Source organism: Micromonospora sp. NPDC047670 (genome assembly GCF_043204915.1).
Taxonomy (GTDB): Bacteria; Actinomycetota; Actinomycetes; order Mycobacteriales; family Micromonosporaceae; genus Micromonospora.
The window spans coordinates 111,848-123,557 of sequence record NZ_JBIDDA010000001.1 but is presented as its reverse complement, the minus strand read 5'-3'; the positions used below and the strand labels follow the sequence as shown (position 1 = coordinate 123,557).

Genomic DNA, 11,710 nt, shown 5'->3' with positions numbered 1-11,710 from the left:
CGGCGGCCGTCAGGGGCGGGGCGAGTGGCGGACCCAGCTCTTCTTCTCGTCCCGGCGGCGGCCTTCCGCGGCGGCCTGGCAGCGCGGGCAGATCCGGCCCACCGCGTCCGCCTCGGTGAGCACGTCCGTCGAGCGGTAGTCGAACCGCACGTGCGGGAAGCGGCGCAGCCGGGTCCGGCTGAGCGGGAGCCCGCAGACGGTCTGGTTCTGCCCGGGCAGCCAGGCGTGCACCTCGCCGGCCGGCTCCCGTACGCCGTCCGGGCCGGTCTCCTCGCCGGAGGCCGCCACGGCGGGGGTGCTGCTCATCCTCATGCGGACACGGTTCCCCCGCGCCCGCCCGCCCATGCCTGCCTGTCGGGCGGGTCTCCGGCGGCGGGCGCGGGCGGCGCTCGGCCGCGCCGGGTGCCGGCGGGCGCTCAGCGCCGGGCCAGCAGGGCGGCGATCAGGCAGGCGAGGGCGGCCACCGAGGAAACCGTGCGGACCAGGTTCCAGCGCACCCAGGTCGCCTCGAACCAGGCCCGCACCTCGGCCGGGTCGCCGATCCGGTCCACCGGGCCGGCGGCCTCCAGCCGGTCGTTGAGCGGCACGTTGAGGCCCATGGTGACCCCGACGGTGACCAGGTAGCAGACCAGCGCGGCGAGGGTCCAGAACAGCACCGGGCCGCCGCGGGACAGGTGCGCGGCGGCGGCCACGGTGAGCAGCAGCACCGCGCCGAGGAACGCGGTCAGGAACCAGCCGTTGAGGATCTTCCGGTTGATCGACTGCATCGCGCCGATCAGCGTCCGGTCGTCGGTCGCGCCCAGACCCGGCATCACCGAGCAGGTGTACGCGAGGAAGAGCCCGGCCATCAGCCCGGTGGTCAGGGTCGCACCGGCCAGGGCGGCAGTGCGGATCGGCTCAGGCATCGTGGTCCTCCCGTTGTTCGTCCCCTCAGTCAACCGGCGGAAGATCCGTTCAGCCATGGCCGGACCACTCGGCCCCATAAGCGAGCGTCCACCGCTCGCGGTGGCTGCGGGCTGAGCGTGAGGGGGCCGCCCGGGCCGGCCCACGGGAAAGACCGGCCCGGGCGGGATCAGGGGTGGCCTGCCCGCCGCGCGTCGCGGGGTGGCTCGCCCTCTTCAGGCGGTGGCCTGCCCGCGCGGGCGGGCCCAGCCGGTGAAGCGCTCGGCCAGGTCGGTGCACGGCCGCTCGCCGTCCAGCCCGGCGAGCTGCCCGGCGGCCTCGGCCTGGAGCGTGCCGAGATAGACCAGCAGCGCGGTCCGGTCGGTGCGGTACTCGCCGAGCAGCCGCAGCTTCGCCGCCGAGCAGGGCCAGGCGATCCCGCAGGCCGCGCAGCGCCAGGTGGGACGGGAGGGCAGGTGGTCCCGGCGTCGGGTCACCGCGCCGGCACCGTCACGACGGTCGCCCGGTCCACCCGGACGAAGGCGTACCGCTCGCGCGGCCGGAGCGCGCCGCCCAGGGTCAGTTCGCGGCCGCGCAGCTCGACCCACTCCGCGCCCTGGAACGGGCCCCGGCTGACGATCTCGGTGACGTACAGGGTGAGGACCCCGGTGCCGAACCGGTAGGAGTCCTCCGGGACGCGGATGACCTCGCCCGTCACGATCGCGCCCTCCCGGCGCGGCCCGTCGCCCGTCACGTCTTCCTCCTGCCTGTCGACCTGTCGTCGGCCGGTCCGCCGGCCGGTCCGGTGCGTTGGAGGGGCCGCCGACGGATGCTCGCCCGGGCGGCCCCCACGAGGACCACCCCCGGCCAGTGCTCCACGAGCGGCCCTCGCTGGTGACACTCTGCTGTGGAGGCGACTACGCTCGGAAGGCTCCGCGGGCGTCCGGGTGGAGCTGGCCGGCCCCGCGCCCGGCGGGTGGCGTCGTGGGTAGTCGATCTTCAAACTGGGAGGGCCTGGATGGCCGACGTGCCGAGTCCGCTCGCCGCCTTCGTCGTGGCCGAGATCCGCCGTGCCCGGGGCGCGGCCGGGATGACGCAGGAGACCTTCGGGCGGGGCGCCGGGTTCAGCGCATCGCACGTCAGCGCCGTCGAGGGCGGCACCCGCGCCCTGACGATGGATTTCATCAAGGGCGCGGACCGGGCGCTCAGGACCGGCGGGCTCTTCGAACGGCTCGTCGCCAGCGTCGGCGCGCCGTCCTGGTTCCTACCCTGGCTCGACGCCGAACGCGCTGCGCGGCAACTCCGGCTGTTCGAGCCGCTGCTGGTCCCCGGTCTGTTGCAGACCGAGAACTACGCCTGCGTGGTCATGCGCCTCAACGACCTGATGTCGGCGACGGAGGTCGACCAGCAGGTGAGCGCCCGCATGGAGCGCCAGAGAATCCTGACCGGCGAGAACCCGCCGCAACTGGTCGCCGTCATGGACGAATCGGCGCTGCGCCGGACGGGCGACGGATTCAGCGGCATCATGGCCGAACAGGTGGCGCACCTCGTCGCGATGGCGGAACTGCCCCACGTTCACGTGCACGTGATCCCGGCCGCGACCGGCCTGCACATCGGCCTGTCCGGTCCCTTCGCCCTGGCTCGGTCGGCCGACGGCGGATGGGTCGGGCACCTGGAGAACCAGCTTGGCGGAGTGGTGGCCGACAGCAAGGATGATGTGGCTAGCCTCCTGGCGAAGTGGGAGGGCGTGCGAAACGAAGCGCTCCCACGTCGGCAGTCCATCGACCTGATGAAGGAACTGGAGAGCCATCATGGACCTCAGTAGCGCGCGGTGGCGCAAGTCCAGCCGCAGTGGTTCGAGCGGCGGGAACTGCGTCGAGGTGGCCGACAACCTGCCCGGCGTGGTCGCCGTCCGCGACTCCAAGGACCCGGCCGGCCCGGCGCTGACCTTCACCCCCACGGCCTGGCGCGCGTTCGTCGCCCGGACCGCCGACCGGGCCTGACCGCCCTCCCGTACGCCCGGAGGAGCCCGTCCCCCGACCGGGGCGGGCGCCTCCGGTGGTCGCGACCTGAACACCCCCATTGAGCTGCTGGTATCGACGGCGGCGCGGAAGCCGTAAGTCGCTGCCGGCCGACGTCCGGTAACCTGAGCGCGCGGGCCGCTAGCTCAATGGCAGAGCTGTGGACTTTTAATCCATAGGTTCAGGGTTCGAGTCCCTGGCGGCCCACTCCTCCGCAGGTCAGCGGCCCTCTGGGGGTCGCTGTCTTTGTCAGCACGGCTCGTACAGCAGCGAAGTGCAGCAGTAGCTGCCTTACCGGTCCAGCGCGCTGCCGAGCCGCTTGAGGGCGTCGCGGGTGGCCGACGAGGAGACCACCGTGTAGATCTCCATCGTGATGGCGAACTGGGCGTGCCGGAGGATCTGCATCGCCACCCGGGGGGTGAACATCCAGGTCCGCCAGGATCAGGTCGGACGAGTGCCAGGCTGGGCCGGCGGCATCCCGGGCGGTGGTCTGGGCGGCACGGCGGCGATCGAGCGCCACGGTGCAGATGTCCGGCAGCGGGAGGGTGGCGTCCGAGGCGGCCGTCTTCGTCTCCCGGTGCAGCAGGTCGGCACCGACCCGCTGGAGCTGCCGATCGATCGTCAACTCACCGACGTCCGGGGCGACGTCAGCCCAGGTGAGCCCCAGCATCTCGCCCTTGCGGAGCCCGAGCACCAGGACTAGGACGTACGCGGCGTAGAGCGGGTCGTCGTCGGCGCGGGCGCGTCACGGAGCGTGGCGAGGTTTCTTCGCCGAGGCGCGGTTCGAGCGGGCGGGCCGAGGAGGCGTACGTCGACAGCGGGAGAGGGCGTCACGGGGTGAAGGCTCGGCGGTAGGCGGTAGGCGGTAGGCGGTAGGCGGCAGGCGGTGGGCGTGGTCGCGAAGGCTCGGTGGAAGTGTGCCCGCAGGTCGGTAGCGGTGCCGAGGTCCGCTTGACGTGGCGGGCCGGGCGGCGGCCCGCTCCCCAGGAGGGCGGGCCGAGGGCAGACGAGATGGCAACGGCGCGCGTGGGCGTTAGCCGGGCAACGATTCGCGGCGTTCAACCCGGTTGCACACATATGCAGGAGCCCCGATTAGATACCTGCTAGATGCCATCGAGAAGTGGGAGGACCCGCGTCAGTGAGGTATGGCAGGATATAGGACTCCGTGATTCTGAGAGCAAGGAGGGTCTACTGGCATGCAATGGGGTGCCCATCGCGGCCGTCGCATCGTCCTTCCTAGAGGAGTTGACGAGACTGACGTAGAAGACTGTGCTTCCTTGATGAACGCCACAAAGGTGCGAGACACGACCGCACTGGTCGAGATCGGCTTGACAAGGGAAGTGACGTGGCGAGTTGCCAACGACTACTATATGCATTTCGGCAAGGAGTACCCCTTCGGGATCAATTTTGTCTTCGCCTCCGGTCCGGAGGAACCGGAAGTGGGCGAACTGACTGCGATGCTATCGGAGTACTTCGAGCCACCAACCGATGAGGAACTGCTCTCCGCCGTTGACAGCTCCACCTCTGTTGAACAAAGGAGAGAGAACCTAACTCGCCTGGGCGTCGGGGCTTCCACTGTGGAGGACCCACGCTATCGAGAGAAAATCGTCGAGGCAATGCGTTCCAGTGACGAGCGAGTACGTGAGGCTGGACTTTGGGCAGCGCTGTGGGCACTTTGGCCACAAATCCTTCCCGAGATCGACTCGATGAATAAGAACGATGCAAACCCAGTTCTGCGAGCTCAGGCAGGAGCGCTGGCAGGGTGGATGAGGCGGGAAGGCATTACACCGTGATCCGCTGTGCGGATATACCTTGCGGCGGATCAACAGACGCGGCGTCTACACCTGAGATCAACCCGCTTGGGTGACTAACTGGGTGACGACGGGTACGAATGGTGCCGGACGCCCACGGACTCCCGCCGACGGGCTCCGCAGGTAGGCCTTGAGCACGAGCATGGCGGCGCGGATCACTGTGTGGCTGACCTTGTAGTGCTCGCAGAGGGCGGCGAACGAGGGCAGCTTGTCGCCCGGCTTCAACTGGCCGCAGCTGACCTGCTCGCGGATATCCCGGGCGACCTGTAGGTAGGGCAGCTTCAGACATAGGCGGTGCTCCCAGCTTGGCGGCTGGTGCAGCCAGACCACATCGCGGGCTCGACTTACAACGCTATGTGTCGTAGCCGTTGGCCCAGCGCACATTGCGTCTTAAGTTGCTCGTGGGGCTACCCAGCTTGGTGGCTTGGTCGTCCTGCCGTGGGTGCCCTGTCTCCGGACACGGCTGACCGGGTGCCCACGGGATCCCAAGCGTCGGCGGGAGGCGTGATGACCGCACCGCACGATGCAAGTAATTTAACCGCAGGTGCCGTGCGGGATGCCGGGTGCCAACAGCGGCGGGACAACAGCTGGCGGCGTGTGTCCTACGACGAGTACGTCCTGGCGGCGGCGCTGACCCTCGCCCGCCTACACCGGCCTCTGTGGTCATGGCGGCACTGGCGGCGCATCTGCCGCCAGAACGTCACATTGCAGCGTGTCACCGTCGTCGTTGCGGTCCCCGACAAGCGCCCGCAACAGCACAGGCAACGCGGCGGTTTCGCATGCCCCCGCCAGCACACGCGCGATCTGATCCCGGGCAACAGAGTCGTCGGCGGCAACGTACCGATGTAGCAGTTCCTCCAGACTGGGCTGAAGGAACCCGGCCGCTGGCCTGGCGAGCTGTTCAACAAGGCCTGCGGTACGTCGCCGACGATCGGAGCCCTGATCGCTGTCCAACTGTAGGACCAACTCGTGAAGCGCTTGCCTCAAGCCCGCCCGGTCCCGATCATCCGCATGTCGCGTCACGGCGGGAACCCTAACTTCGGGTCTCCGACGGTCAAAGTCCAGCGTCACCAGACGATCACGTTCCACCCAGGACTCGAACCCGAGCCACGGCCCATCGTCGCTGGCCAGGTACCAATGAGAATTGGCTTCGTCAGGAGCTCTCAGCGTTTGTCGAGCTCTGCGTCAATCATCGCTTCGAACTTGTCGCGGCCCTGGATGCCCAGAGCGCTGCCGAGTGCGGTCGCCAGCCGGTCGAACGGGTCCTCGAGTGGCAGTGCTGTCAGTTCTGCCGCCAGCTCGGGAACCGTCCAGAGCGTCTTGTCCTTGTTGACCTGCGCGCCGCGCGACCAGCCGTGGTTGACCCCGATCGAGCCGCCACGCACCGACAGCACTTGTCCGGTCAGTGAGCACGCCTCGCTGACCAGGTAGGCGACGAGGGGAGCCACCCAACGAGGGTCCTTGGGATCCGGTTCCCCGTCCGGCGGCGTCTGATCCATGCCTGGCACGGGGTTCGTCAGCCGAGTGCGCACCATCGACGGGCTGACGCAGTTCACCCGGACTCCCAGCCGCCGCAGTTCCAGCGCGTGCACCGTGGTCATGGCCGCGACCGCGGCGTTCGCCGCCGCGTAGTTCGTCTGGGTGGGCAAGGGATTGAGCAGGCCGGAGCCCGACGCGGTGTTGACGATGGCGCGGTCCGTGCGGACTCCTTCGTCTCGCCGGTCACGCCAGTACGCCGTGGCCCAGCGGCTCACCGCGAAGGTCCCTTTCAGCTTGACCGCCACCACGTCGTCGAACTCCGCTTCGGTCAGCCGTTCAAGCCCTTTGTTGATCTCGATCGTGGCGTTGTTGACCACCGCGTGCAGGTCGCCGAACTCCGCGACGGCCAGTTCGACCATGCGCTGGGCGGCCGTCCAATCGGTGACGCTGCCGGTGTCGGCGACCGCGCGCCCGCCCTGTGCGCGAATCTCGTCGACCACAGCGGCGGCGACGCTGGCGTCGCCGCCGCGCCCGTCGATCTCCACGCCGGGGTCGTTCACGACCACATTCGCGCCGCTGGCGGCCAGATACAACGCTTCCGCCCGGCCGATGCCCCGCCCGGCACCGGTCACCAGCACCGTCCGTCCAGTCAACTCGCCCATTCGGCACCTCGCTCCGCTTCATCCATCTCGATGCACTCAGTGTACTCATGCACTCGGTGAACTGATATACGCGGTGTACTACGCTCGTCCCGTGCCAGAGGACCTCGGACGCCGTGAACGCAAGAAGCAGCTCACCCGGCAGGCGCTGGTGAACGCGGCGGTCCGCCTGTTCACCGCGAAGGGTTACGACCAGACCAGCGTGGCTGACATCGCCGAGGCCGCCGACGTCAGCAAGCGCACGTTCTTCCTGCACTTCGCCACCAAGGAGGACGTCCTGCTGGCTGACGGCAGCAGGAGGATCGACCTGGCCGTACAGGCCATCGCGGCACGGAAGCCCGGCGCGTCGATCCAGGAGGCACTGGCCGAAGCGACGCGAAGCATGATCGCCGACACCGCCGCGGGTGACCTACCGAGCGGGCTGGCGGCGCTGCGTGCGCAGCTGGTGGTCACCGCACCCACTGTTCAGGCCCGCGTGCTGCACACCATCTTCACCGCTCAGACCCGTATCGCCGAGGCGCTGCACCGGGCCTACCCACAAGCACTCGACGAGGTCACCGCGGCAGCCGTCGTCGGCGCGCTGATGGGAGCCGTCAGCGCGGCCGCCGTGACCAGCCTCCAGCACGCCGAGCCACCGGAACGCACCCGCGCCGCGATGCAGCACGCGGCCGAGATCGCACTGCACTGCCTGGAAGCGCCACACCTGTCCGACTCCACCGACGACGCCACCCCATAGGTTTCCGCGCGGTAGGGCACCCCGGTGCCGCTCGTCCTCTGCCTGGGCGCGCAGCTCGTCGACGCCGCCGAGGACCTGGGCCACGTCCCCGCCGGCCACCTGCACCGCCCACTTTTCCGCAGGTCAACAGCCCTGATCTTCATGCCGGATCCGGTCGCCGGCATGGTCCCCGTCGTGAGGTTCAGCGGTCGGCGATGGCGGCGACCGCCTCGATCTCGATCAGCAGATCCGGTCGGAACAGACCTGCTACCTGGACAAGCGAGCTGGTCGGTGGCCGCTGGGTGTTGATGAACTCGTCCCGTACCGCCCGTACGACCGCCAGCGCAGAGGTATCCGTCAGGTAGAAGGTGAGCTTGAAGACGTCGTCCCAGGTCGCGCCCGCGGCGGACAGGGCGGCACCGACATTGCGCATGGCCTGCCGGGTTTGGGCCTCCCAGTCGTCACTGGGCGCTGCGGTGCCGTCTGCGGCGATGGGCACCTGACCCGACGTCCAGACCAGCCGGCAACCCGGACCGATGGTGGCTGCATGGCTGTACCCGTTCGGCTGCGGGAGCGTCGGCGGCGTGGTGAACTCGATGTCGGCCATGGCGACCACCCTAGGACCGGGCTCAGGCGGGCATCCGGCCTGGCCGCCGGCACGTGGGGTACGTCCGTCGGCATGCCGGTCACTCGTCCGGGTACCCGCTGGCCGTGACCTTCTCGATCGCCGCGCGGTGTCCGCGTACCGGCCAGCTCGGGGTGGGCGCCCTGACGGCCCGGCCTGCGGTGGGCAAGCTCGTCGCCCACGTCCACGCCGGCGGTGGCGCGGTGGCGACCCAGGCCACCCCCAATCCGTTCCTGGCCTACGACGGCCTGCCACTGCTCGGCGAGGGACGCTCGCCGCAGGACGTCCTGACCGAGTTGCTGGCCCGCGATCCGGGTCGGGAGGTGCGGCAGGTCGGCATGGTCGACCGCCAGGGGCGCTCGCACGCCTTCACCGGCTCCCGTACGGCGGACTGGGCGGGGCACCGCACCGGGCCGGGTTACGCGGCGCAGGGCAACCGCCTGGTGGGCCCGGAGACGCTCGCGGAGATCGTCCGGGTGTTCGAGGAAAGCCGGGAACTCGACCTGGCGGAGCGGCTCGTGCGGGTCATCGAGGCCGGTGAGGAGGCCGGCGGTGACCGGCACGGCGCCCGTTCGGCGACCGTGACGGTGATCGGCGACCAGCCGTACCCGCTCTGGGACGTGCGGGTCGACGACGCCGAGCATCCGGCGGGGGAGCTGCGGCGGCTGCACGGCGTCTTCCAGGAGGAGGTGCTGCCGACCGTCCAGCGCCTGCCCACCCGCCAGGATCCCATGGGCGAGGGTGCCCGGCAGGCGCTCGGGTAGCCCGCGCGGAGCCGGGCGGGCCGGCACCCGGCGGACGGGTGCGGGCCGGGCGGCGAGCCGCCCGGCCCGTGCTAGATCTTCACCTCGTACTGGTCGTGGCGGGCGTACAGCTCGGTCCACTCGTCCTCGGTGAGCTGCCGGCCGGTGGCGACGATGTCGGCGAGCTCTTCGAAGTACGCCTCGCGCGGCGCGCCGGGCGTGAACAGCACCAGCATCGAGGCGGCTGCCCCGGAGTTGTTGCGGAAGGCGTGGATGCCGCCCGGTGGCACGTACAGGAAGTCGCCCGCGGTGGCGTCGCGCCAGGTGTCGCCGTCGTAGAGCGACACGGTGCCGTCCAGGATGAAGAACGATTCGGAGAAGGTCCGACGTTAGTGACCGCACCGGCGCGACGGGTAGATCCAATTCGGGGCTCGCCCGTTGGGCAGAAGCGCGTGACTCGCGCACCGGCGAATGCGGGTGCACGCCGTCGCGCACCCGGTTGGTCGGGGCGGCGCGTCACCTCGGTGCCGCCACGGCGGCTCGCGTCCGGGCGGCGACGATGACGACGGCCGCCGCCGCCAGCGCGGCGCTGACCCACGCGGCGTGGCGGTAGTCGTGCGTCGTCTCGGTCGCGATGCCGGCGAGGAGCGGTCCCAGAAACGCGCCGGCGTTCAGCGCGACCGTGGCGAACGACCCGCCCAGCGACGGCGCGCGGGAGGCGACCACCATGACGCGGTTGACGAGCATCGAGCCGATGCCGAACGACAGCCCGCCCTGGAGGATCGTCACGACGAACAACGGGGCGGTGTGGGCGCTGGTCGCGGCCAGCACCGCCCATCCGGCAGACAGGGCACACACGGCGAGGACCAGGCCCCGCCGTAGCTGTCCGTCGCCGATCCGACCGGCCGCCGTGACCCCGACGAACGCGCCCACCCCGAACGCGGCGAGCAGCCCGGGCACCGCGCCGCCGGGCAGGTGGGTGACCTCCGTCGCGATGACGGCGAGGTACGCGAACGTCGCGAAGGTCGCCCCGTTGACCAGCGCCGCGAGGATCATCGCCAGCCGCACGGGGCGCGACCCCACCTCGCGCGCTTCCTTCCTGATCGACACGTCCCGGCGGCGGGCCGCGGCGGCGGGCGCCGACCGGAACACGAGCGCCAGTGCGGGTAGGCAGAGCGCGGCGACCGCCCAGAACGCCGACCGCCAGCCGAAGCGGTCGCCGAGCAGCGCGCCCGCCGGCACGCCGGCGACGCACGACAGCGTCACCCCGGACAGCATGACCGCCGTGGCTCTGGCCTGCCGGGCCGGGCCGGCCAGGGCGGTCGCGGCGGACATCGCGACCGCGAGGAAGCCGGCGTTGACGATCGCGGCGACGATGCGGGTGCCGAACAGCACCGGGAAGCTCGTGGTGACCGCGCCGACCACGTGCACGACGACGAACGCGGCCAGGAAGCCCGCCAGCGCCCGACGACGTGGCCATCGGGCGCTGAGCACGGCCATGGCCGGCGCCCCGACGATCATCCCGACGGCGTACGCGGAGGTCAGGCCCGCGGCGGCCCCCACCGACACGGACATGTCGCGGGCGATGCCCGGCACGAGACCGGACAGCATGAACTCGGAGGTTCCCTGCGCGAAAACGGCAAGGCTGAGGACGTAGACGAACAGAGGCATGGGTCGACTCCAGCGCTGGGATACGCGAGCAGAGGCAGCGCGCGCCGGGCAGCGACCTACGTCAACCGGGAAGCCGGGACGAGAGACGGAACTGGGCCGGACGCGCGGGACACGTGTCCGGTCACTGGGAGCGAGACCCGATCGGGAACCGATCGGTCACTGGTCAGAGAACAACCCGCCGCCGAGCGACCGGCGGCTCCACTCTGTCTGACTCAGGGCTCACCCGAGGCACAGTACCCGCGACTCCTCGGGCCGCCAAGCTTGCGCACCTGTGCCAGGGTCGTCGGTGGTGCGGGACACGACGTGGGCGGGCCGATCACCGGCCGGTCGGCGCGGGAGCCTCGTGGCACGCGACCGCGCGGAGAAACGCGCCTGGCGCTCGCGCCCCGCCACGAGCAGGCGACACGGAAGGACCCGCGATGTCCACACCCGAACCGGTCGTACTCTCGCTGCCGTTTCGCGGCACGTGGCTCGCGCGGAACAGCCCGGCGCGGCGCGTGCCGAGCCACGGCACCGACCTGTTCGCCACGACGTACGCCATGGACTTCGTCGCGGTGCGGGGACGGCGCACGGCGACCACGCGGGACTGGCGCGCGCTGTTGTCCACGGAGCCGGTGGAGCGGTTCTTCGCGTTCGGTCAGCCCATCCTCGCGCCCGCCGCCGGCCGGGTGGTGTCGGTGCACGACGGCGAGCCGGACCTCGTGGCGCGGCGGTCGCCGCTCGCGCGGGTGCCCTACGCCCTGACCCAGGCGGCCCGGGTTCGCGGGGGCGCGGGCGCCATCGCGGGCAACCACGTCGTCCTCGAACTGGACGATCGCGGCGGGTACGTCGTGCTCGCGCACCTGCGCGCCGGTTCGATCCGGGTCGGCGAGGGCGAGCCGGTCGCGGCCGGCCAGGAGTTGGGGGCCTGCGGCAACTCGGGCAACTCCACGCAGCCGCACCTGCATATCCAGGTCATGGATTCGGCGGACCCGTTCACCGCGCGCGGCGTTCCCCTGTCCTTTCGGGACTATCAAGTGTGGCGCCGGCCCGACGGGCCGCCGGTCGCGGTCGAGCAGGGCATCCCCCACGAGTCGGAGGTCGTCGAACGGCGGTGACGCGGCC

The 11,710-nt window shown here is 70.8% G+C and carries 15 protein-coding genes, 1 tRNA gene and 2 pseudogenes; 8 read left to right on the top strand and 10 right to left on the bottom strand.

What is annotated here, in order from left to right; genetic code table 11:
* Positions 1 to 9 precede the first annotated feature (9 nt).
* The 4 genes from ACGF7U_RS00625 to ACGF7U_RS00610 all read right to left on the bottom strand — a co-directional run bounded on the left by ACGF7U_RS00625 (position 10) and on the right by ACGF7U_RS00610 (position 1,636).
* Positions 10 to 312, bottom strand: coding sequence for a hypothetical protein (locus ACGF7U_RS00625; protein WP_393101960.1), 303 nt, complete (start codon positions 310 to 312; stop codon positions 10 to 12).
* A 104-nt stretch (positions 313 to 416) separates the two neighbouring features.
* Positions 417 to 905 (bottom strand): DUF1772 domain-containing protein, encoded by a 489-nt coding sequence (locus ACGF7U_RS00620; protein WP_393101959.1) that lies wholly within the window; start codon positions 903 to 905, stop codon positions 417 to 419.
* Positions 906 to 1,118: 213 nt separating this feature from the next.
* Positions 1,119 to 1,379 (bottom strand): flavin reductase, encoded by a 261-nt coding sequence (locus ACGF7U_RS00615; protein WP_393101958.1) that lies wholly within the window; start codon positions 1,377 to 1,379, stop codon positions 1,119 to 1,121.
* Positions 1,376 to 1,636: a hypothetical protein gene (locus tag ACGF7U_RS00610; RefSeq protein WP_393101957.1), complete on the bottom strand. Its 261-nt coding sequence runs from the start codon at positions 1,634 to 1,636 to the stop codon at positions 1,376 to 1,378. Before ACGF7U_RS00610 ends, ACGF7U_RS00615 begins: the two co-directional genes overlap by 4 nt.
* Before the next feature lie 264 nt (positions 1,637 to 1,900).
* On the opposite strand from ACGF7U_RS00610, the gene ACGF7U_RS00605 reads away from it, so the two are divergent.
* From ACGF7U_RS00605 to ACGF7U_RS00595, 3 genes are all read left to right on the top strand, one after another.
* Complete coding sequence (locus ACGF7U_RS00605) at positions 1,901 to 2,707, top strand: helix-turn-helix transcriptional regulator (protein WP_393101956.1); 807 nt, start codon at positions 1,901 to 1,903, stop codon at positions 2,705 to 2,707.
* Entirely contained in the window at positions 2,694 to 2,885 is a 192-nt protein-coding gene (locus tag ACGF7U_RS00600; RefSeq protein WP_393101955.1) for a DUF397 domain-containing protein, read from the top strand. The genes ACGF7U_RS00605 and ACGF7U_RS00600 overlap by 14 nt, the downstream gene beginning before the upstream one ends.
* 153 nt (positions 2,886 to 3,038) lie before the next feature.
* Positions 3,039 to 3,110, top strand: a tRNA-Lys gene (locus ACGF7U_RS00595).
* Positions 3,111 to 3,194: 84 nt separating this feature from the next.
* Here ACGF7U_RS00595 and ACGF7U_RS00590 read toward each other — a convergent pair.
* Positions 3,195 to 3,645: pseudogene (locus ACGF7U_RS00590) on the bottom strand (site-specific integrase); the annotation flags it as partial.
* Between the two features lie 538 nt (positions 3,646 to 4,183).
* On the opposite strand from ACGF7U_RS00590, the gene ACGF7U_RS00585 reads away from it, so the two are divergent.
* Positions 4,184 to 4,696: a hypothetical protein gene (locus ACGF7U_RS00585; RefSeq protein ID WP_393101954.1), complete on the top strand. Its 513-nt coding sequence runs from the start codon at positions 4,184 to 4,186 to the stop codon at positions 4,694 to 4,696.
* Positions 4,697 to 4,753: 57 nt separating this feature from the next.
* On the opposite strand, the pseudogene ACGF7U_RS00580 reads toward ACGF7U_RS00585, so the two are convergent.
* Positions 4,754 to 5,003, bottom strand: a pseudogene (locus ACGF7U_RS00580) (GntR family transcriptional regulator).
* 308 nt (positions 5,004 to 5,311) lie between these two features.
* Here ACGF7U_RS00580 and ACGF7U_RS00575 point away from each other — a divergent pair.
* Positions 5,312 to 5,563, top strand: a complete 252-nt coding sequence (locus ACGF7U_RS00575) for a hypothetical protein (RefSeq protein WP_393101953.1) — start codon at positions 5,312 to 5,314, stop codon at positions 5,561 to 5,563.
* Positions 5,564 to 5,877: 314 nt separating this feature from the next.
* Here the strand turns inward: ACGF7U_RS00575 and ACGF7U_RS00570 are convergent, their stop codons facing one another.
* Positions 5,878 to 6,855, bottom strand: a complete 978-nt coding sequence (locus ACGF7U_RS00570) for an SDR family NAD(P)-dependent oxidoreductase (protein ID WP_393101952.1) — start codon at positions 6,853 to 6,855, stop codon at positions 5,878 to 5,880.
* Between the two features lie 91 nt (positions 6,856 to 6,946).
* Between ACGF7U_RS00570 and ACGF7U_RS00565 the strand changes: the two genes are divergently transcribed.
* A complete protein-coding gene (locus ACGF7U_RS00565) occupies positions 6,947 to 7,588 on the top strand; it encodes a TetR/AcrR family transcriptional regulator (protein WP_393101951.1) in 642 nt (213 codons plus the stop codon).
* Positions 7,589 to 7,769: 181 nt separating this feature from the next.
* On the opposite strand, the gene ACGF7U_RS00560 is transcribed toward ACGF7U_RS00565, so the two are convergent.
* Positions 7,770 to 8,174 carry a RidA family protein gene (locus ACGF7U_RS00560; protein WP_393101950.1) on the bottom strand — a complete coding sequence of 135 codons (405 nt, stop codon included), beginning with the start codon at positions 8,172 to 8,174 and terminating at the stop codon, positions 7,770 to 7,772.
* A gap of 104 nt (positions 8,175 to 8,278) precedes the next feature.
* Here ACGF7U_RS00560 and ACGF7U_RS00555 point away from each other — a divergent pair, with 104 nt between their 5' ends.
* Positions 8,279 to 8,956: a DUF1028 domain-containing protein gene (locus ACGF7U_RS00555; RefSeq protein ID WP_393101949.1), complete on the top strand. Its 678-nt coding sequence runs from the start codon at positions 8,279 to 8,281 to the stop codon at positions 8,954 to 8,956.
* A 71-nt stretch (positions 8,957 to 9,027) separates the two neighbouring features.
* Here the strand turns inward: ACGF7U_RS00555 and ACGF7U_RS00550 are convergent, their stop codons facing one another.
* Both ACGF7U_RS00550 and ACGF7U_RS00545 read right to left on the bottom strand, forming a co-directional pair.
* Positions 9,028 to 9,297: a cupin domain-containing protein gene (locus ACGF7U_RS00550; protein WP_393102875.1), complete on the bottom strand. Its 270-nt coding sequence runs from the start codon at positions 9,295 to 9,297 to the stop codon at positions 9,028 to 9,030.
* A gap of 154 nt (positions 9,298 to 9,451) precedes the next feature.
* On the bottom strand, positions 9,452 to 10,606 hold the full coding sequence (locus ACGF7U_RS00545) for a Cmx/CmrA family chloramphenicol efflux MFS transporter (protein WP_393101948.1): 1,155 nt from the start codon (positions 10,604 to 10,606) through the stop codon (positions 9,452 to 9,454).
* 419 nt (positions 10,607 to 11,025) lie between these two features.
* Here ACGF7U_RS00545 and ACGF7U_RS00540 point away from each other — a divergent pair, with 419 nt between their 5' ends.
* Positions 11,026 to 11,703, top strand: a complete 678-nt coding sequence (locus ACGF7U_RS00540; RefSeq protein ID WP_393101947.1) for a M23 family metallopeptidase — start codon at positions 11,026 to 11,028, stop codon at positions 11,701 to 11,703.
* The last annotated feature ends 7 nt before the right edge of the window (positions 11,704 to 11,710 follow it).

Bases quoted from the DNA above. Each gene is read 5' to 3' on its own strand.
- ACGF7U_RS00625 (WP_393101960.1), bottom strand. From the start codon at position 312: ATGAGGATGAGCAGCACCCCCGCCGTGGCGGCCTCCGGCGAGGAGACC.
- ACGF7U_RS00620 (WP_393101959.1), bottom strand. From the start codon at position 905: ATGCCTGAGCCGATCCGCACTGCCGCCCTGGCCGGTGCGACCCTGACC.
- ACGF7U_RS00605 (WP_393101956.1), top strand. From the start codon at position 1,901: ATGGCCGACGTGCCGAGTCCGCTCGCCGCCTTCGTCGTGGCCGAGATC.
- ACGF7U_RS00600 (WP_393101955.1), top strand. From the start codon at position 2,694: ATGGACCTCAGTAGCGCGCGGTGGCGCAAGTCCAGCCGCAGTGGTTCG.
- ACGF7U_RS00585 (WP_393101954.1), top strand. From the start codon at position 4,184: ATGAACGCCACAAAGGTGCGAGACACGACCGCACTGGTCGAGATCGGC.
- ACGF7U_RS00570 (WP_393101952.1), bottom strand. From the start codon at position 6,855: ATGGGCGAGTTGACTGGACGGACGGTGCTGGTGACCGGTGCCGGGCGG.
- ACGF7U_RS00560 (WP_393101950.1), bottom strand. From the start codon at position 8,174: ATGGCCGACATCGAGTTCACCACGCCGCCGACGCTCCCGCAGCCGAAC.
- ACGF7U_RS00545 (WP_393101948.1), bottom strand. From the start codon at position 10,606: ATGCCTCTGTTCGTCTACGTCCTCAGCCTTGCCGTTTTCGCGCAGGGA.
- ACGF7U_RS00540 (WP_393101947.1), top strand. From the start codon at position 11,026: ATGTCCACACCCGAACCGGTCGTACTCTCGCTGCCGTTTCGCGGCACG.